Raw genomic sequence first — 21,958 nt, 5'->3', positions numbered from 1 at the left:
GAGTCCTGCCATGCTGGTCGTCCAACGCCGCTGCGCGCCCCGGGATACCTGGGACGCCGAACTCCACCTCACCTACGACGCCCGCAGCAAGAGTCGCCTCAGAGCCACCACCAGTGCCGGCGAAGACATCGGCCTGTTTCTCGAACGCGGGCAACCGCCGCTGGCCGATGGCGACTGCCTCGAAGCCCGCGACGGCCGCATCGTGCGGGTCGTAGCCCGGCCGGAAAAACTGCTGCACGTGACCTGCGCCAGTGCCTTCGAGCTGACCCGCGCCGCCTACCACCTGGGCAATCGCCACGTCGCCCTGCAGATCGGTGATGGCTGGCTGCGGCTGCTGGACGACTATGTGCTCAAGGCCATGCTGGAGCAGCTCGGCGCCCAGGTCAGCGAGATCGAAGCCGGCTTCCAGCCCGAGCATGGCGCCTACGGTGGCGGCCACCATCACTCGCACCATGGCGAGGAAGGCTTCAACTACGCGCCCAAGCTGCACCACTTCGGCGTGCGCACGTGAATGCGCCGTTCGCGCTGCTGCGCCTGGCCAGTCCCCAGTTGCCCATTGGCGGCTACAGCTATTCCCAGGGACTGGAACTGGCCATCGACAGCGGCCTGATCCGCAGCGCGGCGGAGGCCGAGGTCTGGCTGCGTGACAGTCTCGAACTCAATCTGGCGCGCTTCGAGGCGCCGCTGCTGCTGGCCCACTGCGAAGCTGCGGCGGCCGGCGACTGGATGCGCCTGGGCGAACTGGCCGAGCGTCACCGCGCTAGTCGCGAGACCGCGGAATTCCAGCTGGAAAGTCGCCAGACCGGCTATTCCCTGGCGCAGCTGCTGCTCGGTCTGCCGGAGCTGGATGACGCCAGCCGCCGCCTGCTCGCCGAGCTGACCCCGACCTTCGCCCTGGGTTGGGCGCTGGCCGCCCGGGCCTGGGCGATCGCCCCCCGGGCCGCCCTGGACGCCTGGCTGTGGACCTGGCTGGAGAATCAGCTGGCGGTACTGATGAAAACCCTGCCGCTGGGCCAGCAAGCCGCCCAGCGCCTCACCTCCCTTCTGCTGCCGACCCTGGCCGCCACGGCCGAGCAGGCCGCCGAGCTGCCCGAAGCGACCTGGGGCGGCGCCCCCTTCGGCCTGGCCCTCAGCAGCATGGCCCACGAGCGGCAGTACAGCCGCCTGTTCCGTTCCTAGGAGATCCCCTGATGACTACCCAACCCCTGCGCGTCGGTATCGGCGGTCCGGTCGGCTCCGGCAAGACCGCCCTCACCCTGGCCCTCTGCCGCGCCCTGCGCGAGCGCTATAACCTGGCGGTGGTGACCAACGACATCTACACCCGCGAGGACGCCGATTTCCTGGTGCGCAACGAAGCCCTGGCGCCCGAACGCATCCTCGGCGTGGAGACCGGCGGCTGTCCGCACACCGCCATCCGCGAAGACGCCTCCATCAATCTGGAGGCAGTTGACCAGCTCAATCGCCGCTTCCCCGGTCTGGACCTGATCCTGGTGGAATCTGGGGGCGACAACCTCTCCGCCACCTTCAGCCCCGAGCTGTCCGACCTGACCCTCTACGTCATCGACGTCTCGGCCGGCGACAAGCTGCCGCGCAAGGGCGGCCCTGGCATCTGCAAGTCGGATCTGCTGGTGATCAACAAGATCGATCTGGCCGAGCAGGTCGGCGCCTCCCTGGAGGTGATGGACCGCGACACCCGCAAGATGCGTGGCGACAAGCCCTTCGTCTTCAGCAACCAGAAGACCGGTCTGGGCCTGGAAGAGATCATCGCCTTCATCGAGAAGCAGGGTCTGCTGACCGCTGCCTGAACCCAGGATTTCACCCCCCAAGGAGCTCCCATGAGACACGCTAAGATCCTCGCCACCGCCGCCCTGCTGCTCGCCCCGGCCCTGGCTTTCGCCCATCCGGGTCACGCCGAGAACGGCCTGGCCGCCGGGGTGCTGCACCCCCTGACCGGTCTCGACCACCTGCTGGCCATGCTGGCCGTGGGCCTCTGGGCCGCCCAGCAGCAGGGCAAAGCGCGCCTGGCGCTGCCCTGCGCCTTTGTCGGCACCATGCTGATCGGCGGTCTGCTGGGCTTTGCCGGGTTGGAGCTGCCCTTGCTGGAGACCGGCATCGCCGCCTCGGTGCTGGCCCTGGGCCTGCTGGTGGCCCTGGCCGCCCGTCCGCCGGTGGCCGCAGCCGTCGGCCTGACCGCCGCCTTCGCCCTGTTCCACGGCGTGGCCCATGGTCTGGAATTGCCGGAAATGGGCAATCCCTGGGCCTATGCCCTGGGCTTCGTCGCCGCTACCGCCACCCTGCATGGCCTGGGCTATGCCGTGGTGCGCTACCTGCCCCAGGCGGCCACGCCGCTGGTGCGACTCGCCGGCGTCGCCACTGCCGTGGCCGGTGGCTGGCTGTTAGCCGCCTGACCTTTCAGAGCCTGCTCAAAGGCTCGCGAGCTAGAGACAAACAAGGCGAAAATGGCTGAGGAAGCGGAATTTACAAATAGTAAATGAGCATCCCGAAGCCATTTTCAACGCCGTTTGGCCGACGCGCAGCAGCCTTTGAGCAGGCTCCTAGGTGATCCCCAACTGCTGGCGCAGCCGCGCCAGCACGCCCTCTTCCGCCACCGCCGGCAACTGCGCGGTATAGCCGCCAAAGCCGGCGAAGCGTGTGGCGAAATTCACCTCGAGCACGAATCTGTTGTCGAACTGCGGCGAGGCCAGGGGCGCCAGCACCTCGGCGGAATAGGTGTCGCGCGGATCGCTGCCCAGCCGCACCGGCAGGTCGCCGCTCTGCTGGCGATAGGCGACCCAGGGCGAATAGGTGAAGGCCTCCAGCCGGCCCCGCGCCAGGTCCAGTTCCAGCAGCCGCAGCAGGCCGTTGCCGCCGGCGTATTCGGTCTGGTAGTTGATCAGTAGCAGATCCACCGGATGGCCCAGGTCATTGGTCAGCCGCAGATGACCGCTGCCGTGGTTGTGGCCGTTAAGGGTCAGAAAGATCTGATCGTTGCGGCGTATCAGCCGATGCCATAGCCGCACCCCAGTGTCGTTGCGGCGGGTGGAAAGCACGGCCTGGCCGTTCACCAGGTCGACGATGTTGTGCGAGGCCAGGATGGTCGGCAGGTGCGGATAGCGATCCAGCATCCCCTGGGCCCAGTCCAGACTCTGGTCCGAGGGGCACCAGTCCAGGGTCAGCAGCAGGAAGCCCTGCCCCAGGGCCGAAAAACGATGGGCCTCGTTGAGGCCGGTGACATCGCGTTCGATGAAGGTAGCCTGGCGCGCCGCTCGCTCGCGGCCGAAGTACTGGGTGAAAAGTTCGCGACCGTCGCGCAGGCGATCCTCGGTGTAGAGGTCGACGACATCATGGTCGCCGGTCATGACGCTGTAGAGCACGCCAGCCTGCTCCAGACGTGCCATGGCATGACTGGCCAGGGCCCACTCGCCGCGCTGCTCGGCGTTTTCCACCAGATCGCCCAGGTGCACCACGAAGGGCAGGTTCAGGGCCGCGGCGTTGTGCGCCAGCCAATGGGTCTGAGCATGAAAGGCCAACGCCGGCGAATAGCCCAGGTGACCATAGCGCTTCACCCGCCGGCCATTGGGCAGCATCTCGTGATTGTTCTCGCTGTAGTACTGGGTATCGGGCAGCACGCCGAGCAGGAAGCTGCTGCGCGACGGCAGCGGCGCCAGGGGTTCGAAGGCATGCCGTTCGAACCAGAGTGCGCGGTGTTCCGGCAGGCCGTAGCGCTGGGTCGGCTTGCAGGCGGCCAGCAACGGCAAACCGGCTAGCGCCAGGCACAGCCGGCGACGTTTGAAATCGGGCAAATCGGTCATCACAGCGGCCTCAAGGCAGGTAGTAGGCCTGCCAGCGGTTGTCGTTGAAGCGCCCTTCCAGCACCGGTCGGCGGTTGGCCAGCGGGGTGCCGGCCAGAGCGGGCTGGCTGTCGGCGTCGAGCAGCACATAGGCGGGTCGGGTGACCTGGGCGAGCTGCGCCGCCTGGCCGATGTCGAGGAAGGTCGGCAGGGGCACGTCGTAGTCCAGATTCATCAGGTAGCGAAAGGCCTTGGTGTCCTGGCCCAGGCCAAGGAACACCAGTTGCCCGGGCTCCCCCTGGCGTAGGCTTTCCAGGCGGGTGACAAAGGCCCGGGTGTCGTAGCGCAGCGCCTGCATCGGATCCAGCGCCAGCACCACCAGCAGCCATTGCGCCAAGGCTGCCGCGGCCAGGGGCATGCCCAGGCGGAAGGCGCCGCGCTCGCGCCAGGCGGCCACCAGGGCCAACAGCGTCAGGATGGCAAAGGCGCCCAGCAGGAAGCGCAGATCAAGTTCAGGCCACCAGCCCGCGGCCTGCAGCCGGGGCTGCTGCAGCTTGACCAGCACCCCGAGCACCAGCGGAAAGATCACCAGCAGCGGCAGGAACAGGCGCCGTACCCAGGCCAGGGCACCCGGCCCCTGCAGCAGCACCCAGGCGCCGAGGGCGGCGCAGGCCGGGATGGCCGGCAGGATGTAATAGGGCTTCTTGAAGGTGGGTATCGACAGGGCCACCACGATCAGCGTGGCGAAGCCGGCCAGCTGGAGCAGCAGGCGGCTGTCCGCCTGCTCATGGCGCAGCCCCCAGTGCCGCCTCAGTGTCGGCAAGGCCAGCAGTGCCAGGGGAAAGGCCGGCGCATAGCGATAGAGCCCCAGTTGCAGGAAGTACCACCAGGGATAGCCGGCACCGTCGGTGTCGTCCAGCCGCCCGGAGACCTGCATGCGCAGCACGTCTTCGACAAAGACCGGGCCGCCAGTACGCCAGGCCAGGCCAAACAACAGGGCGCAGCACAGCGCCAGCACCACGGCGCCCACCAGCCCGTAGCCGAAGCTGCGCCGCCAGTCGCCCTGCAGCAGCCAGTAGACGCAGACCACACCACAGGGCTCGATCAAGCCCAGGGGGCCGCGCACGGCGAAGCCGGCGGCCAGGCACAGGAACACCAGGGCGCGCCGCCGGGGCAGGCCGCGCTGGTCGGCGCTCCACAGCAGATAGAAGCAGCCCAGCGCCGCCAGGGTAACGAACTGATCGAGGCAGATGGAGCGGGCCTTGGCCAGAAAGCCGTTGGTGAGCAGCAGCACCAGTACCGCCAGCAGGCCCCAGGCGCGGGACCGCTCGGCCAGCAGGCGATAGAGCAGACCGACGATGGCCGCCGAGGCCAGCGCGGTGGGAATCACCGTGGCCAGGCGATTGACCTCGCCGAATAGCTGGGCGAAGACGTCGATCAGCAGCGTCGAGGTGACGGGATAGTCCGGATAGGGCTGTCCGTAACTGGTCGGGAAGGCACTGGCCCCGTGGCGAAACATCTCCTGGGCGAACAGCGCGAAGCGGCCGTCGAAGCCGATGAAAGGCTGCTCCCACAGTCCGAGGGTGAACAGCAGCACCGCCAGCAGGCACAGCGCCAGACTTTCGAGGCGCAGGCGCGCCGGACTCGGGATGGACGACACGCGGCAGGACTCCGGCAGGCTGGGAAAAACGGGCTCGCGACCCGCCGCCACTATCGCTGAACAACCTTAGGGATCGCTGAAACCAGGCTGACGGCAGGCTGACAGAAACCGCGGGACAGAGCGGTTCGGCCGTGAGGCGGTGGCGACTATGCCGCTGAATTGAAAATTTTTTATGACAGCTGCATCCAAGGCCCCGGCTGCCGGGTATAGCCCCTACAGTCCAGCCGACTGTGCCCCCTCTCAATCCGGAGCAAGTGCATGAACAATATCTCCAGCCGTTGCAGCATCCTGGCCCTGACCGCCCTGTTGAGCACCCCGCTGCTGGCCCAGGGCGAGCTGCCCGAGGCCGTCCGTGTCCCCGCCGGCAACAGCCTGATGCTGGAAACCGTGGGCAAGGGCACCATCGTCTACGAGTGCCGTGACAAGAAGGACATGCCCGGCCAGACCGAGTGGTTCTTCGTGGGCCCCAAGGCCGACTTGCATGATCGCCAGGGCAAGCAGGTGGGGCGCTACTACGGTCCGCCGGCGACCTGGGAAGCCAGCGACGGCTCCAAGGTGGTCGGCAAGCAACTGGCCGTCGCCCCCGCCGGCGCCGGCAACCTGCCCTATCAACTGGTGGAGGCCGCGCCTGCCGAGGGCAAGGGCGCCTTCCAGGGCACCACCTACATCCAGCGCACCGCGCTCAAGGGTGGCGTCGCGCCGGCCAAGGCCTGTACTGCGGCCAACAAGGGCGAACAGCAGATCGTGAACTACCAGGCGGACTATTTGTTCTGGAAGAAGGGCTGAGGTCCAGGGGGACAGCCACGACCGGATCGGCTAGGCTCGGCTGATCCGGTCGCCACCCCTGGCGCCCCCGAGCCTGGCGTGACCTAGTGACCGACCGTCCCCATGACCCTGAGGCCCTGCTCGCCGCCTGCGCTCGGGGCGAGCGCGCCGCCCTGCAGCGGCTCTACCAGACCGAGGCGCCGCTGCTGCTGGGCATCGTCCTGCGCCTGGTGCGCGATCGCGGGCTGGCCGAGGACATCCTCCACGACGCCTTTCTGCGCATCTGGCGCGGCGCCGCCGGGTTCGCCCCGGAGCGTGGTTCGGCGCGTGGCTGGATGTGCAGCATCGCGCGCAACCTGGCGCTCAACGCCCTGCGCGATCGCCAGTGGCTGGTGCCCCTGGCGGACGGGTGGGAACCCCTGGCCAAGTCGGCCGATCCGGCGCGAGAGGCCGACGGCCGCCGCCTGGAGGGCTGCCTGCAGAACCTGGAGGCGCCGCGGCGGGAGGCCATCCTGGCCGCCTACCTGGACGGCTGCTCCCATGGCGAGATCGCCCAGCGCCTGCAGGCGCCGCTGGGCACGGTGAAGAGCTGGATCACGCGCGGCCTCAAGGCGCTCAGGGAGTGCATGACATGAACGGCGACACCACCCTGCCCCCGGACGAGGAGCGCGAACGCCTGGCCGGCGAATACGTGCTCGGCACCCTGGACGCCGAGGAGCGTCGTCGGGTGGAAGGTGCGCTGGCGACGGACGCCCTGCTGGCCGCTGCCGTGGCGCGTTGGGAGGCGCGTCTGCAGCCGCTGGCCGAGCGGGTGCCACCCGTCGAGCCCGGCGCGAATCTGTGGCCGCGCATCGAGCGTAGTCTGGGTGAGGCCGACGCCAAGGTCACCCCCCGGCGCGAGTCGCTGTGGCAGCGCCTGGCGCTCTGGCAGGGCCTGAGCGCGGCAGGGCTGGCCGCCAGCTTGGTGCTTGGCGTGCTGTTGCTGATGCGTCCGGTCCCCACGCCAAGCTACCTGGTGGTACTGGCCGCGCCCAGCGATCGGACGCCCGGCTGGGTGATCCAGACCGCCAGCGCCCATGACCTGCAGCTGATTCCCCTGGGGCGCGACGCCGTGCCGAGCGGCAAGGCGCTGCAATTCTGGACCAAGGCCGATGCCTGGCAGGGCCCGGTGTCGCTGGGCTTGGTCGAGCCGGGGCGTACCCTGCAGGTGCCGCTGGACCAGCTGCCGCCGCTGGAAGCCAATCAGCTGTTCGAACTCACCCTGGAAGACCAGGGCGGGTCGCCCACCGGCCGACCCACCGGACCGATCCAGTTCATCGGCCGGGCGGTCAAGGTGCTCTAGCGAGCGCCCTCAGCTCTGGCGATGGATGTTGAAGTTGCTGAACGCCTGGCAGGTCGCCATCAGCTGGATGCGGTTGATGTTGACGTGCTTGGGTTGGTTGAGGGTCCAGTGGATGGATTCGGCGATGTCGTCCGGGGTCAGGGGTTCGGTACCGGCATAGACCGCATCGGCCTTGGCCTTGTCGCCACCGAAGCGAACCACCGAGAACTCGCTTTCCGACAGGCCCGGCTCGATGTTGGTCACCCGCACCCCGGTGCCCAGCAGGTCCGATCTCAGGCTCAGGCTGAATTGCTTGAGGAAGGCCTTGGTGGCGCCATAGACGTGGCTGCCCGGATAGGGATAGTCGCCCGCCACCGAGCCCAGGTTGACGATGCCGGCGCCGGCGCCATGGGCGATCAGTCGCGGCAACAGCAGGCGGGTGCAATAGAGCATGCCCTTGATGTTGGTATCGACCATGGTGTCCCAGTCGTCCAGGTCGCAGCTCTGGGCAGGGGTGTTGCCCAGCGCCAGACCGGCGTTGTTGACCAGGGCGCGCAGCTGGTTGAATTCCTCCGGCAGGCCGGCGACCGCGGCTTCCACAGCGGCGCGATCCTGGACGTCCAGCACCAGCGGCAGCACCTTGGCCTGCCCGGACAATTCCTCGGCCAGGGCGTGCAGGCGATCCTCGCGGCGGCCGGTGATGACGATCGACCAGCCGTCCTTGGCGAAGCGGCGAGCGGTGGCGGCGCCGAAGCCGGAGGTAGCGCCGGTGATGAAGATCGAAGACATGAAAGATTCCTTCTGCGAGGGAGTTTGGCCGAGGCCAACGATAGCTCAGGGACGTTGGTCAGGCGAATACTCAGATCGCTGGGAATCCAGCGGATCAGTTATAACGCCTTGGTATCTCGAGGTTTTTCGTGCACTGGCGATTTTTTGAACAGTTCCCGCCAGACCAGGCGCCCTGGACTTCGCGTCCGGCTATGCCAAGCTTATCCACAGGACGATCCACGGAACTCCTGTACAGAACCCGAGCCCACTATCAGCGGGATAAGTCCGCCGATGCGAGCCAGGCGGGCGGTCCGGCCGGCGCCAGTCCGGTGCAGGCCGCTTCCACGCAGGCGGCCAGACCGGCGAAGCGCAGCTCGCGACCGGTGAGGCCCGGGCCATAGTGGGCGAACTTGCCGGAGTTGGTCAGCAGGGTAAGGGCCTGAGGCGGCACAAGGGGTTCGCCGAGCATGCACCAGCAGGTGTCCCCCACCAGCTGGGCACCGAAGGCTTCCAGTTCGGCCAGGCTACCGTTCCGCCCGGCCGCTTCGCGCACGTCCCGCCCGAGGGTAATCACCAGAGCTACCCCGGGATGCTTGTACCGGCCCCGGCATAGTTCGGCCAGCCGCTGGCATTCCTCGGCAGAGAAATGCGGATTACCCAAGGCTACCAGCTGGACCTCGCGGGAAGTGGCGCTGTCCAGTTCGGCCCAGGCCCGACGCAGATCGGCCAGCTCTATGTCCTCGACCTCCAGCTCAGGCGCGGCGACCGCAGCCAGGGTCGGCGCCTCGGGCGTCACCCCGACCAGATGAAACAGCGGCGCCGCCGAGGTGGTGGCGAAGGCGGCGCCAAAGGCCTTGAGATCGTCGCGGCTGGGCTGGGCGTGTTCCAGCCCCAGCACCGCGGGAATCCGGGTGGGCGAGCGCAGGCCGATCCAGTAGCCGAGCAGCGGATAGAAGGCGTCGTCATGGCCCGCGGGTACGCTGACCCGCAACACCCTGGCCGCGCGGCGACCGCTGTCCAGATGGCAGCCGGCCCGAGGGGCCCGACCGGTCAGGGCGGTGCAGATATCGAGAAAGTCGGCGTACTTCTGGGTGCGCGCGCCCAGCACGCTGTTGGCGAAGACCACGGCATTGGATTCGGCCCAGACCACCTGCTCGCCCAAGGTCGGGGCGCTATCCAGTAGATAGGGCGCGCAGGTGAAGGTGGGGCGACAGCCCAGGGCCACATAGGCCTCGCTCAGGGCACTGGCCGGCTCACCCAGCGCCGGGTCGACGCCCTGCTCGCGCCAGCGCCGTTGATCCACCGACACCGCATTGAGACTGGTGGGTACCCGTACCCGACCGCCCCACGCCACCAGCCGCTGGGCAAAGGCCAGGCTGGCCGGACCGGTATAGATACAGCCGTCGATATGGGCCTGGGTGATGTCGAGCAATTCGCCGGCGCCCTGCAGCCGCGCCATGCGTACCAGGATCTTCATCGCTGCCTGGACGGCCTGGCCCTCGGCGCCTGCCAGCTTGGCCCGATCGGTCGCGCTCAGCTGCAACTCTTTTGGGGTATCGACCGGAGTAGCGGGGAAAGGGTCTTCAGGTGCGCCGACCCAACCGTCGGCTACCGCGATCTCGTCGCACTCGGCCAGGGCCGCGAAGGCTGCGGCGCCCAGGCTGACCACTGGCAGGGAGCGACCGAAGAGTTCTTCCGCGACGATGGCACCCAGGCTGAGGATCTCGTCCGGCTCGGACAGTACCAGCGCTGCCGGTCCGCGTCCTGCCAGCAACAGCTCCAGGAGCACGGCGCTGCCGGTACAGGAGCCGCGTCCGCTGGGGATGGCCAGGATGCGACCGGCCAGTTCCAGGCCGTGCAGGGGATGGTGGCGATCGATCACCCGACCGCTGGCCGGATCGACGCCACCCCATAAACTCAGGCCCAGGGGCGCCCAGGCCAGGCGTCCCCGGGCATGGCCCGCGACCAGACAGCGACCGCGGACCGCCGCCACCGCTAGTGGCCGCCCAGGTAGGCTTCGCGCACCTGGGGATTGGCCAGCAATTCCTGGCCACTGCCGCTCATGCGGATCTCGCCGGTGACCATCACATAGGCACGGTCGGACAGGCGCAGGGCATGGTTGGCGTTCTGCTCCACCAGGAAGATGGTCATGCCGCTCTGGGCCAGCTCGCGCAGGATCTGGAAGATCTGCTTCACCACGATGGGCGCCAGGCCCAGGCTGGGTTCGTCGAGCAAGAGCAGCTTGGGTCGCGCCATCAGCGCCCGGGCGATGGCCAGCATCTGCTGTTCGCCACCGGACATGGTCATGGCGCGCTGGTTACGGCGTTCCTTGAGCCGTGGGAAGAGCTCGAACATGCGCTGCATGTCCTCGTCCACCCAACGGGTACCTATGGGGATGGTGCCCATCAACAGATTCTCCTCGACCGTCATGTCGGGGAATACATGGCGCCCCTCCGGTGACTGGGCGATGCCATTGGAGGCCACGTAGTGGGCGTTCTTGCGAGTGATGTCCTCGCCGCGGTAGAGGATCTGCCCGTTGCGCGCCTGGGGCTGGCTGAAGATGGACATCAGCAGGGTGGACTTGCCGGCACCGTTGGCGCCGATCAGGCTCACCGTCTCGCCTTCGTTAATGCTCAGGGAGACGCCTTTCAGGGCCTGGATCGGCCCGTAGAAGACATCGACGTTGCGAAACTCCAGGATCGGCGTGGTCATGCCACCTCCTCTTCTTCGGCGCCGAGGTAGGCGGCGATGACCTTGGGATCGTTGCGAATGTCGGCCGGCAGGCCGCGGGCGATGACTTGGCCATGGTCCAGCACCACGATGTGGTCGGAGATGTTCATCACCATGCCCATGTCGTGCTCGATCAGCACCACGGTGATGCGGTGCTGGTCGCGCAGGAGCCGGATCATGCCGGCCAGGGCCTCGGTCTCGGCCGGGTTGAGGCCGGCGGCGGGTTCGTCCAGGCAGACGATCTCCGGGCGGGTGCACATGGCCCGGGCGATTTCCAGGCGGCGCTGCTGGCCGTAGGAGAGTTCGCCGGCCAGACGGTTGGCGTGGTCCACCAGGTCCACCACCTCCAGCCAGTAGAAGGCCGTGTCCAGCGCCTTTTCCTCGGCTCGGCGATAGCCGGGGGTGTTGAGGATGCCGGTGATGAGGTTGCGGTTGCACTGCATGTGCTGCGCCACCAGCAGGTTCTCCACCACCGACATCTCCTTGAACAGGCGGATGTTCTGGAAGGTGCGGGCGAGACCGGCGCGATTCACCAGGTGGGTGCCGCCGAACATCTTGTACCAGAGCCGGCTGCCGAACTGCACCGGGTTGACGAAGTCGGTGGCCTGGAAGCGCTCGCCCATGATCTTGCCGACGCGGGTCGAGCGACCATCGGCGGTGTCCAGGCGGATCTCGCCATCGGTGGCCTTGTAGAAGCCGGTCAGGCAGTTGAACACCGTGGTCTTGCCAGCACCGTTTGGGCCGATCAGCGCGGTGATGGACTGGCGCTGGATCTCGAAGCTCACGTCCGAGAGGGCCTTGATGCCCCCGAATCTCATGCCGAGACCCTTTACGGTCAGAATGTTGTCGCTCACGGCGCCACTCCCTTGCGAATCGCGAAGCCACTGCGGGCGATACGGATCAGGCCGCGCGGCCGCCACATCATCATCACCACCATGAGCACGCCGAACACCAGCATGCGGATGTCGCCGAATTCGCGCAGCAGTTCGAACAGCAGGGTCATGACGAAGGCCGAGACCACCACCCCGACGGTGGAGCCCAGACCGCCCAGTACCACGATGGCCAGCACCAGCACCGACTCGAAGAAATTGAACGAGGCCGGGTTGATGAAGCCCTGGTAGGTGGCGAAGAACACCCCGGCCAGGCCGGCGGTGGAAGCACCGATCATGAAGGCCGAGAGCTTGACCAGCACGTGGTTCAGACCCATGGCGCGGCAGGCGATCTCGTCTTCGCGCAGGGCTTCCCAGGCCCGGCCGACCGGCATGCGGGTCAGGCGATGCTTGATGTAGAGCACCAGCAGCACCACCAGGAACAGCACGGTGTAGATGAAGATCATGGTCGCGTTGGGGTTGTAGCTGATGCCCAGCAACTCATGGATGGGTACCCCGCCCTCCTTCGCGCGCCGACCGAATTCGATGCCGAAGAAGGTCGGCGACGGCGCGGCGATGCCGTTGGGGCCCTTGGTCACCTCCAGCCAGTTGTTGAGCACCAGACGGATGATCTCGCCGAAGCCAAGAGTGACGATGGCCAGGTAGTCCCCGTGCATGCGCAAGACCGGGAACCCCAGTATCGCCCCCGCCACCGCGGCCAGGATCGCGGCGAGCGGCAGCATGGTCCAGAAGCCCAGCCCCAGATACTGGTAACCCAGCGCCAGGCCATAGGCGCCTATGGCATAGAAGCCGACGTAGCCGAGGTCGAGCAGACCGGCCAGGCCCACCACGATGTTCAGCCCCAGGCCCAGCAGCACATAGATCAGGCAGAGGATGATCACCGTCAGCCAGTACTTGGTGGCCAGGAAGGGAAAGGCGATGGCGACCAGGATGATGATGGGCAGGATGAATCTGAGGTTGGACCTGTGCCCCGGCGGCAGCACATGGACGCCGCCGTCGTTGCGCTTGAAGGACTCGATCCAGTCGCGCCCCTTGGCGGTCTGGCCGAACAGGCTGAGCAGGAAGCGGCCGGCCATGACCACCGCGACCATGATGCCGACGCGGCCGGGCTCGACGTTGTAGCCATAGCCGTCGAGCACGATGCCGACGATGGGGCCGAACAGGATCAGCGAGACCAGGCCGACCATGAGGGTGTCGCGCAGCACGACCTTGAGATCGAAGGAGGAAGACGTCTGACTCATGGATTCACACCTTCGTGACCTGGGGTTTGCCGAGCAGCCCCTGGGGCCTAAAGATCAGGATCGCCACCAGCAGCGAGAAGCTGAAGACGTCCTTGTAGTCCGAGTTCACCAGGCTGGCGAACTGGGCTTCTGAGATGCCGAGGATGATGCCGCCGAGCATCGCGCCGGGCAGCGAGCCGATGCCGCCGAGCACCGCCGCGGTAAAGGCCTTGATGCCGATGATGAAGCCGGCATAGAAGTCGAAGGTGCCGTAGTTGAGGGTGATGAGCACCCCGGCCAGTGCCGCCATGGCCGCGCCGATGATGAAGACGTAGGAGATCACCCGGTCGGTGTTGATGCCGAGGATCTGCGCCATCTTGCGATCCTGCTGGGTGGCGCGGCACATGCGGCCGAGGGTGGTCTTCTGGATCACGTAGGTGAGCAGGCCCATGCCGATGATGGACGCCACGATGATGAAGATCTTGGTGTAGGTGATGATCACGAAGCCTTCGCCGATATGCAGGCGCAGGGCGCCGTCGAGCAGCGTCGGTACGCCCTGCTGGCGCGCGCCCTGGGCGAGCTGCACGTAGTTCTGCAGGATCAGCGACATGCCGATGGCCGAGATCAGCGGGGCCAGGCGCGTGGAGTTGCGCAGTGGCTTGTAGGCGATGCGTTCGATGGCCCAGCCGTACACGGAAGTGACCACCACGGTGAAGATCAGGGTGCCGAGGATCAGCACGGGAAAGGAATGCAGGCCGAACACGCTCAGCAAGGCGATGCCGATGGCGGCGAGATAGGCCGACACCATGTACACGTCGCCATGGGCGAAGTTGATCATGCCGATGATGCCGTAGACCATGGTGTAGCCGATGGCGATGAGTCCGTAGACCGAACCCAGGGTCAGGCCGTTGACCAGTTGTTGCAGGAATATACCGTCCACGTTTGCAGTCTCGCGCTGGATGGATGACGAGGGCCGCCGGCCGCCCTCTCGTCCTGGGGCGGAGACGAGAAGGCGGCCAGCGGATTCACGCGAGGATCAGGGCAGCTGGTTGTACTTGCCCTTGTCGTCCCATTCGTACATCACGTAGTCGGAGACCTTGAGGTCGCCCTTGCTGTCCCAGCTCTTCTCGCCCAGCACGGTGTTGACGCTGTGGGACTTCAGCCACTCGGCGGCCTTGGCGCCGTCGGTGCCCTTGATGCCGTTGAAGGCAGCGGCCACGGCCTGCAGCGAGGCATAGGAGTAGAGGGTGTAGCCCTCGGGCTCGTAGCCGGACTTGCGCAGGGCTTCCACCACGGTCTTGCCGGCCGGGTTCAGCAGCGGATCGGCGCCAAAGGTCATCAGCACGCCCTTGGTGTACTGGGGACCACCGGCGGTGGTGACCAGGTCGGCGGAGACGATGCCGTCGCCGGAGACGAACTTGGCGGTCACGCCCTGTTCGCGCATCTGGCGGACCAGCGGACCGGCTTCGGGGTGCAGGCCGCCGAAGTACACCACGTCGGCACCGGAGGCGCGGATCTTGGTGACCAGGGAGTTGAAGTCCTTCTCGCCGCGGGTCAGGCCCTCGTAGAGCACCTCCTTCACGCCGCGCTTGTTGAGCTGCGCCTTGGTGGCGTCGGCCAGGCCCTGACCGTAGGTGTCCTTGTCGTGGATGATGGCGACCTTCTTGGCCTTGAGGGTATCGACGATGTAATCGCCGGCCACGATGCCCTGCTGGTCGTCACGTCCGCACATGCGGAACACCCCGGTCAGGCCACGCTCGGTGATCTTGGGGTTGGTGGACGCCGGGGTAATGGAGATGATGCCGGCTTCGTCGTAGATCTCCGAGGCGGGCATGGTGTTGGAGGAGCAGAAGTGGCCGATGACGGCCTTGACCTTCTCGGAGTCCACCAGGCGGTTGGCCACGGCCACGGCCTGCTTGGGCTCGCAGGCGTCGTCACCCTGCACCAGCTTGATCTTCTCGCCATTGATGCCACCGGCGGCGTTGATGTCCGCCGCGGCCTGGGTAGCCCCCTTCCAGAACTGCTCGCCATAGGCGGCACTGGCCCCGGTGTAGGGACCGGCGACACCGATCACGATGTCGGCATGCGCCAGGGAGGAGAGAGTGAACGCAGAACCGATAGCGAGAGCCAGAATGCCTTTTCTGTAAATCTTCGACATGGGAGGTGTGCTCCAGAGGGTGGTTGGCCTGTTCGCCGGAGCAAAGCCTGTGCCATCACCCAGCTGTGTATCGGGCGCAAAGGCCATTTGCCGCCACCGCGATGAGCCAAAACCTTCGTTTGCGGGCGGCGAGGGCTGCTGCCAGTGGACTCGACTGCGCCTTAGACTTTTGTCTTAACTGGCTCATTAGTCTGGATAATTCTAAAAAGCGGTAGCAGAGAAACAGGCAAAAGGCAGCGGTTTGTTACCAGATAGCAACCCGGTTGCACCTGTTTCGCACCAAAACGTAACACCGTCCCCACACTGTGCCACCAAAGTAACCATGATCCTGCGGCCTCAGGCCCCTGGGAAATCCGCCGTTCTCTCAGCCTGCTGGCGGTTATGAACAGCCATGAAAAAGCGGCCGACTTGCACAGGTCTAGATGCGCAAATCGGCCGCTTCGGGGCGTTATCGCCTGGCCCGAGGGCCGGTGACAGCGGGTATGGCGGGGCCGCTAGAGCACCACGCGCAGGCACTGCCCCGCGTGATAGAGGGTGAAGCCGGCTTCGTACATCAGACTGCGCCACTGGCCGACCGGATTGGTCTCCAGCGACGCCAGGGGCAGCGGCAGGTCGTGGCGATCGCCGCTGCACAGATAGCGGGCAAAGGCCTGCCCCACCACCGTGCCCGTGGTCACCCCGCGACCGTTGTAGCCGGACACCGCCAGCAACCCCGGCGCCGGCTCGAACAGTCGCATCAGATGATCGGGCGTGAAGCCGATACGGCCCGTCCAGCTGCACTCCCACTCGACCTTCCCGAGCGCCGGGAAATAGTGCCGCTGGATACGATCGGCCCAGGCGCGGATGAAGCCGGCCGGCCGCCCCGCCATGTTGCCGAGACTGCCCAGCAGCAGACGGCCATCGGCATCGCGGCGGATGCTGCTGAGCACCGTGCGGGTATCCCAGGAACCACGGCCCTGGGGCAGGATGAAATCCGCTTCCGGACCGAGCGGCCGCGAGGCCACCTGGTAGTAGTAGCCCGGGAAGAATTGCGTCCGCAGGGTGGTCCACTCGCCTTCGGTGTAGGCATTGGAAGCGATCACCACCTGGTCGGCGGTGACTCGTCCCTGTGGGGTTTCCACCTGCCAGCGTTCGCCGACCCGCTGCAGGCGCTGTACCGCGCTCCGCTCGAACAGCTCGCCGCCTTCCTGACGCAGCGCCCTGGCCAGGCCCAGGGCATAACCCATGGGCACCAGGGTGCCGGCGCGATGATCGAGCAGCGCGCCACTGATGTCGCGCGTGCCGCAGGCGCTGTAACAGGCCTCCCCTTCCAGCAGCTCGACCCGGGCACCGCGCCGCTGCCATTGCTCGGCACGCTGCCCCAGATCGGCCAGGCCCTTGGCGCTGTGCGCCATGTGCAGAGTGCCGGCGCGGCGCGGCTGGCAATCGATGCCATAGCGCTCGATGAGACCGAATACCTGACTCGGCGCATCGCCCATCACGCCCAGCAGGCGCTCTCCGACCTCCGGCCCCAGGGTCGCCACGGCTTCGTCCGGCGGGATCCACATGCCGGCATTGACCAGCCCGACATTGCGTCCGGAGCCGCCATGGCCGACGCCATGGGCTTCCAGCACCACCACCCGCCGCCCGGCCTGCGCCAGGTGCAGGCCGGTGGACAGGCCGGTATAGCCACCGCCGATAACGCAGACCTCGGTGTCACGCTCGCCCTGCAACGACGCCCCCGGCACCGCCGGATACAGCCGCTCCCACAGGCACTCTTCACGCAACTGCATTCTCTGCGCTCCTGGCGGACCCACTTAGTCGAAGACGATGCCCTGGGCCAGCGGCAGTTCGCGGGAATAGTTGACGGTGTTGGTCTGGCGGCGCATGTAGGCCTTCCAGGCGTCGGAGCCGGATTCGCGACCGCCACCGGTTTCCTTCTCGCCACCGAAGGCGCCACCGATCTCGGCACCGCTCGGTCCGATGTTGACGTTGGCGATGCCGCAGTCGCTGCCGGTCGCCGACATGAAGGCCTCGGCCTCGCGCACGTCGGTGGTGAAGATGCAGGACGACAGGCCCTGGGGCACGGCGTTGTTCAGCGCCACCGCCTCGTCGAAATCGTCATAGGTCAGCACATAGAGGATGGGGGCGAAGGTCTCGTGGCGCACCGCCTCGCTCTGCTCGGGCATCTCGACGATGGCCGGCGCCACGTAGTAGGCCTCGGGATACTGCTCAGCCAGCTGACGCTCGCCGCCGTAGACCACGCCGCCCTCGCCACGCGCCTGTTCCAGTGCACCCTGCATGGCCTGGAAACTGGCCGCATCGATCAGCGGACCGATCAGGTTGCCTTCCAGCGGATGGCCGATGCGGACTTTGGCATAGGCGGTCTTCAGCCGGGCGACGATCTCGTCCTTCACCGAACGGTGGGCGATCAGCCGGCGCAGGGTGGTGCAGCGCTGGCCGGCGGTACCGACGGCGCTGAACAGGATGGCGCGTACCGCCATGTCCAGATCGGCGCTCGGCGCGAGGATCATGGCATTGTTGCCACCCAGCTCGAGGATGCTGCGGCCGAAGCGCGCTGCAACCCGCGGTCCTACCTCGCGACCCATGCGGGTGCTACCCGTGGCGCTCACCAGCGCCACCCGCGGATCGTCCACCAGAGCCTCACCGGCGGCGCGATCACCGACGATGACCTGACTCAGATCGGCCGGGGCATCGCCAAAGCGCGCCAGGGCCTTCTCGAACAGCGCCTGGCAGGCCAGGGCGGTCAGCGGGGTCTTTTCCGAAGGCTTCCAGATCACCGGATTGCCGCAGACCAGGGCCAGGGCGGCGTTCCACGACCAGACCGCCACCGGGAAGTTGAAGGCACTGATGATGCCCACCACGCCCAGCGGCTGCCAGGATTCGCGCATGTGGTGACCGGGCCGCTCGGAGGCGATGGTCAGACCATAGAGCTGGCGCGACAGGCCAACGGCGAAGTCGCAGATGTCGATCATCTCCTGGACTTCACCCAGGCCCTCCTGGGTGATCTTGCCGGCTTCCCAGGACACCAGCTCGCCGAGATCGGCCTTGTGCGCGCGCAGTTCTTCACCCAGCAGCCGCACCAGTTCGCCCCGGCGCGGCGCCGGCACCGCGCGCCAGGCCTGGAAGGCGCGCTCGGCACGGGAGATCTTCTGCTCCACTTCGGCGGCGCTTTCCAGGGCGACGCTGCCCAGTTGGCTGCCATCGATGGGGGAATGCACCCGGTGCTCGCCTTGGGTGTAGTGCTGGGCAGAAACGCCGAGGCGTTCCAACAGGGCCTTGCTCATGCTGAGGTCTCCGCGGAAAGGGAATCGTCCCTGAGTATGGTCAGCCCAGCGGCGCCGGACAACCGACCTTTGCTCGGCATATCATTCCCTTTTTTCATGCCGCGAGTCCGCTCATGCAACGCCGCCACCTGCCGTCCATCACCGCCATGCAGTGCTTCGAGGCGGTCGCGCGTCATCTGAGCTTCACCCGCGCGGCCGACGAACTGGCGCTGACCCAGAGCGCCGTCAGCAAACAGGTCGCCCAGCTCGAGGACCTGCTGCAGCACAGTCTGTTTCGCCGGGTCCGCCGCCGCCTGCAGCTCACCCCGGCGGGCGCGCTCTACCTCGCCGAGGTGGACAAGATCCTCAACCAGCTGGAGATGTCGGCGCGCTATCTGAGGTCCTATGGCGGCGAGACCGAGGTGCTGCGCGTGGCCACCCCGCCGACCTTTGGCGAGCGCTGGCTGGTGCCGCGGCTCAAGGGCTGGCGCCTGCGCTTTCCCAACATCCACCTGGATGTCTCCAGTGCGCTGGAACCGGTGGACTTCCGCGACCCCCGCCATGACGTGGCGCTGTTCTACGGCCACGGCAGCTGGCCGGGTGCCGAGTGCGAATTGCTGCTGCACGAGCACATGGTCGCGGTCTGCGCGCCGGACCTGCTGCCCGCCGAGGGTATCGCCGGACCGGAGCAACTGGTGGACTTCGTCCTGCTGCAGAACACCACCCGCCCGGAATCCTGGCACGACTGGTACGCCAGCCTCGGGCGCGACGAGGTGCACAGCCACCACGGCCCGCGCTTCGACACCTTCACCCTCTGCGCCCGCGCCGCCCAGGAAGGCTGCGGGGTGGCCCTGCTCCCGGAATTCCTGGTCGCCGAAGAACTGGCTTCCGGTCGCCTGGTGCTCGCCTGGCCCCATCGCCTGGCCAGCCCCCATGCCTACTGGCTGGCCTATCCGGAACAGATGGCCGAGGTGCCCAAGGTGCGCAGCTTTATCGAATGGATTCGCGAGAAGGCTTGATGCACTGGCCAATCGCGACCATGGCGGTTCGCAGGTGCGACCGCTTGCCGTTTGCCGATCGTGGCCATGGGCCGCTCCTACAAAACATCACTCTCTGTAGGAGCGGCCGCATCGGCGGACCGCCACGGCCGCGATGAGGATATCCACCGCGAACTTCATCCCGCACCAGAAACGAAAAACCCGGCCGAGGCCGGGTTTTTTATTCAGGGTCGTCTTAGACGCCGGAGGCTTCCGCCGCCGCCACATCCTTGATCGACAGCTTGATGCGACCGCGGTTGTCCACGTCCAGCACCAGCACCTTCACTTCCTGACCTTCTTTCAGCACGTCGGTGACCTTCTCGATGCGCTGATCGCTCAGCTGCGAGATGTGCACCAGGCCATCCTTGCCAGGCAGGATGCTGACGAAGGCGCCGAAGTCGACGATGCGCTCCACCTTGCCGACGTAGATCTTGCCGATCTCGGCCTCGGCAGTGATGCCCAGGACGCGCTGCTTGGCCGCTTCAGCGGCTTCGCGAGTCTCGCCGTAGATCTTGATGGTGCCGTCGTCTTCGATGTCGATCGACGCCTTGGTCTCTTCGCAGATACCACGGATGGTGGCGCCACCCTTGCCGATCACATCGCGGATCTTGTCCTGGTCGATCTTCATCGCCAGCATGGTCGGGGCATTTTCGGACAGCTCGGCACGCGACTCGGAGATCACCTGGTTCATCTGACCCAGGATGTTCAGACGCGCTTCCAGCGCCTGCTCCAGAGCGATTTCCATGATCTCTTCGGTGATGCCGTTGATCTTGATGTCCATCTGCAGGGCGGTGACGCCTTTGGCAGTACCGGCCACCTTGAAGTCCATGTCGCCCAGGTGATCTTCGTCACCCAGGATGTCGGTCAGGACGGCGAACTTCTCGCCTTCCTTGACCAGACCCATGGCGATACCGGCAACCGGGGCCTTGACCGGCACACCGGCATCCATCAGCGCCAGAGAGGCACCGCAGACCGAGGCCATGGAGCTGGAGCCGTTGGACTCGGTGATCTCGGAGACCACGCGGATGCTGTAGGGGAAGGCGTCCTGGGTCGGCAGCATGGCCTGGATGCCACGACGGGCCAGACGGCCGTGACCGATCTCGCGACGGCCCGGGCTGCCCATGCGGCCGCACTCGCCGACCGAGAAGGGCGGGAAGTTGTAGTGCAGCATGAAGCTGTCACGACGCTCGCCTTCCAGGGTGTCCAGCAGCTGCGAGTCACGGGCGGTGCCCAGGGTCGCGGTGACCAGGGCCTGGGTTTCGCCGCGGGTGAACAGGGCCGAACCGTGGGTCTTCTTCAGCGGGCCGACTTCGATCTGCAGCGGGCGAACGGTGCGGGTGTCGCGACCGTCGATACGCGGCTTGCCGTCGACGATGTTCTGGCGCACGGTACGGTACTCCAGCAGACCGAAGGTCTCCTTGACCTCGGCTTCGCTGTACTGACCATTTTCACCGGCCAGCTTGGCGATGGCCTGGTCACGCAGGGCGCCCAGGGCCGCATAGCGATCCTGCTTGATGGTGATGGTGTAGGCACGGGACACGGCCTCGCCGACCTCGGCCTTGACGGCTTCGATCAGGGCGGTGTTCTCGGCAGGCGCCTGCCAGTTCCAGGTCGGCTTGCCGGCTTCGGCAGCGAACTGGCTGATGGCCTCGATGGCCACCTGGAATTCTTCGTGAGCGAACAGCACGCCGCCCAGCATCTGGTCTTCGGTCAGCTCGTCGGCTTCGGATTCCACCATCAGCACGGCGTCACGGGTACCGGCCACGACCATGTCCAGGCTGGAGCTCTGCAGCTGCTCGTAGCTGGGGTTCAGCAGGTAGCCCAGCTCGCTGTGGTAGCCCACGCGCGCAGCGGCGATCGGACCGGCGAAGGGGATGCCGGAAATGGCCAGGGCGGCAGAGGTGCCGATCATGGCGGCGATGTCCGGATCGGACTTCTTGTTGGTGCTGACCACGGTGCAGACCACCTGGACTTCGTTGAGGAAGCCCTCGGGGAACAGCGGACGGATCGGACGATCGATCAGGCGCGAGGTCAGGGTTTCCTTCTCGGAAGGACGGCCTTCGCGCTTGAAGTAACCACCGGGGATGCGGCCAGCGGCGTAGGTCTTCTCCTGGTAGTGCACGGACAGCGGGAAGAAGTCCTTGCCAACGGCAGGCTGCTTGGCACCGACCACGGTGACCAGCACGCTGACGTCTTCGGTGGAGACCAGCACGGCACCGGTCGCCTGGCGCGCGATGCGGCCGGTTTCCAGGGTGAAGGTCTGCTCACCGAACTTGAATTGCTTGATTACTGGATTCACAGTCTTTCCTTCTCTTTATTGCCTTGGGGGAAATCGGGGCGACCAGAGGGATT

General features: G+C 66.6%; 20 protein-coding genes. 8 read left to right on the top strand and 12 right to left on the bottom strand.

The window, feature by feature from the left end:
• The first annotated feature begins 10 nt into the window (after positions 1-10).
• From ureE to FEZ61_RS10390, 4 genes are read left to right on the top strand one after another with little or no spacing between them, the layout of a single operon-like run.
• Positions 11-511, top strand: coding sequence for an urease accessory protein UreE (ureE, locus tag FEZ61_RS10405; RefSeq protein ID WP_017642991.1), 501 nt, complete (start codon positions 11-13; stop codon positions 509-511).
• Complete coding sequence (locus FEZ61_RS10400) at positions 508-1,179, top strand: urease accessory UreF family protein (protein ID WP_064308139.1); 672 nt, start codon at positions 508-510, stop codon at positions 1,177-1,179. Before ureE ends, FEZ61_RS10400 begins: the two co-directional genes overlap by 4 nt.
• 11 nt (positions 1,180-1,190) lie before the next feature.
• Positions 1,191-1,805, top strand: coding sequence for an urease accessory protein UreG (gene ureG, locus FEZ61_RS10395; RefSeq protein WP_007162627.1), 615 nt, complete (start codon positions 1,191-1,193; stop codon positions 1,803-1,805).
• 30 nt (positions 1,806-1,835) lie between these two features.
• Positions 1,836-2,408, top strand: coding sequence for a HupE/UreJ family protein (locus FEZ61_RS10390; protein ID WP_064308138.1), 573 nt, complete (start codon positions 1,836-1,838; stop codon positions 2,406-2,408).
• 147 nt (positions 2,409-2,555) lie between these two features.
• Here the strand turns inward: FEZ61_RS10390 and FEZ61_RS10385 are convergent, their stop codons facing one another.
• Together FEZ61_RS10385 and FEZ61_RS10380 are read right to left on the bottom strand one after the other, a co-directional pair.
• On the bottom strand, positions 2,556-3,812 hold the full coding sequence (locus FEZ61_RS10385) for a metallophosphoesterase (protein ID WP_173148556.1): 1,257 nt from the start codon (positions 3,810-3,812) through the stop codon (positions 2,556-2,558).
• 10 nt (positions 3,813-3,822) lie between these two features.
• Entirely contained in the window at positions 3,823-5,451 is a 1,629-nt protein-coding gene (locus FEZ61_RS10380; protein ID WP_173148554.1) for a glycosyltransferase family 39 protein, read from the bottom strand.
• A 258-nt stretch (positions 5,452-5,709) separates the two neighbouring features.
• Between FEZ61_RS10380 and FEZ61_RS10375 the strand changes: the two genes are divergently transcribed.
• The 3 genes from FEZ61_RS10375 (at position 5,710) to FEZ61_RS10365 (ending at position 7,558) form a co-directional block, all read left to right on the top strand.
• On the top strand, positions 5,710-6,237 hold the full coding sequence (locus FEZ61_RS10375; RefSeq protein WP_173148552.1) for a DUF3455 domain-containing protein: 528 nt from the start codon (positions 5,710-5,712) through the stop codon (positions 6,235-6,237).
• 86 nt (positions 6,238-6,323) lie between these two features.
• Entirely contained in the window at positions 6,324-6,851 is a 528-nt protein-coding gene (locus FEZ61_RS10370) for a sigma-70 family RNA polymerase sigma factor (RefSeq protein ID WP_173148550.1), read from the top strand.
• Entirely contained in the window at positions 6,848-7,558 is a 711-nt protein-coding gene (locus tag FEZ61_RS10365) for an anti-sigma factor (protein WP_173148548.1), read from the top strand. The genes FEZ61_RS10370 and FEZ61_RS10365 overlap by 4 nt, the downstream gene beginning before the upstream one ends.
• 9 nt (positions 7,559-7,567) lie before the next feature.
• Here the strand turns inward: FEZ61_RS10365 and FEZ61_RS10360 are convergent, their stop codons facing one another.
• The 9 genes from FEZ61_RS10360 to FEZ61_RS10320 form a co-directional block, all read right to left on the bottom strand.
• Positions 7,568-8,326, bottom strand: a complete 759-nt coding sequence (locus tag FEZ61_RS10360; RefSeq protein ID WP_093257140.1) for an SDR family oxidoreductase — start codon at positions 8,324-8,326, stop codon at positions 7,568-7,570.
• Between the two features lie 250 nt (positions 8,327-8,576).
• On the bottom strand, positions 8,577-10,298 hold the full coding sequence (locus FEZ61_RS10355) for an aconitase X (RefSeq protein WP_173148546.1): 1,722 nt from the start codon (positions 10,296-10,298) through the stop codon (positions 8,577-8,579).
• Between the two features lie 2 nt (positions 10,299-10,300).
• A complete protein-coding gene (locus tag FEZ61_RS10350) occupies positions 10,301-11,017 on the bottom strand; it encodes an ABC transporter ATP-binding protein (RefSeq protein WP_064308132.1) in 717 nt (238 codons plus the stop codon).
• Positions 11,014-11,889 (bottom strand): ATP-binding cassette domain-containing protein, encoded by an 876-nt coding sequence (locus tag FEZ61_RS10345; RefSeq protein ID WP_017640612.1) that lies wholly within the window; start codon positions 11,887-11,889, stop codon positions 11,014-11,016. Before FEZ61_RS10345 ends, FEZ61_RS10350 begins: the two co-directional genes overlap by 4 nt.
• Positions 11,886-13,166, bottom strand: a complete 1,281-nt coding sequence (livM, locus tag FEZ61_RS10340; RefSeq protein WP_173148544.1) for a high-affinity branched-chain amino acid ABC transporter permease LivM — start codon at positions 13,164-13,166, stop codon at positions 11,886-11,888. Before livM ends, FEZ61_RS10345 begins: the two co-directional genes overlap by 4 nt.
• A 4-nt stretch (positions 13,167-13,170) precedes the next feature.
• Positions 13,171-14,085 carry a branched-chain amino acid ABC transporter permease gene (locus tag FEZ61_RS10335; protein ID WP_017640614.1) on the bottom strand — a complete coding sequence of 305 codons (915 nt, stop codon included), beginning with the start codon at positions 14,083-14,085 and terminating at the stop codon, positions 13,171-13,173.
• Positions 14,086-14,181: 96 nt separating this feature from the next.
• Positions 14,182-15,303, bottom strand: coding sequence for a branched-chain amino acid ABC transporter substrate-binding protein (locus FEZ61_RS10330; RefSeq protein WP_017640615.1), 1,122 nt, complete (start codon positions 15,301-15,303; stop codon positions 14,182-14,184).
• Positions 15,304-15,797: 494 nt separating this feature from the next.
• Complete coding sequence (locus FEZ61_RS10325) at positions 15,798-17,075, bottom strand: FAD-binding oxidoreductase (RefSeq protein WP_173148542.1); 1,278 nt, start codon at positions 17,073-17,075, stop codon at positions 15,798-15,800.
• 24 nt (positions 17,076-17,099) lie between these two features.
• Positions 17,100-18,590, bottom strand: coding sequence for an aldehyde dehydrogenase family protein (locus tag FEZ61_RS10320; RefSeq protein ID WP_158893771.1), 1,491 nt, complete (start codon positions 18,588-18,590; stop codon positions 17,100-17,102).
• A 113-nt stretch (positions 18,591-18,703) separates the two neighbouring features.
• Between FEZ61_RS10320 and FEZ61_RS10315 the strand changes: the two genes are divergently transcribed.
• Positions 18,704-19,588 (top strand): LysR substrate-binding domain-containing protein, encoded by an 885-nt coding sequence (locus tag FEZ61_RS10315; RefSeq protein WP_133863051.1) that lies wholly within the window; start codon positions 18,704-18,706, stop codon positions 19,586-19,588.
• A gap of 214 nt (positions 19,589-19,802) precedes the next feature.
• Here FEZ61_RS10315 and pnp read toward each other — a convergent pair whose 3' ends face one another.
• The gene (gene pnp / locus FEZ61_RS10310) at positions 19,803-21,905 is read right to left on the bottom strand and encodes a polyribonucleotide nucleotidyltransferase (RefSeq protein WP_173148540.1); all 2,103 of its coding nucleotides are present in this window, start codon (positions 21,903-21,905) and stop codon (positions 19,803-19,805) included.
• Positions 21,906-21,958 lie beyond the last annotated feature (53 nt).

Origin of the sequence: Pseudomonas sp. MS15a(2019) (assembly GCF_013277805.1) — a bacterium.
GTDB lineage: Bacteria > Pseudomonadota > Gammaproteobacteria > Pseudomonadales > Pseudomonadaceae > Chryseomonas > Chryseomonas benzopyrenica.
This window is presented reverse-complemented; position numbering and strand designations above follow the sequence as displayed.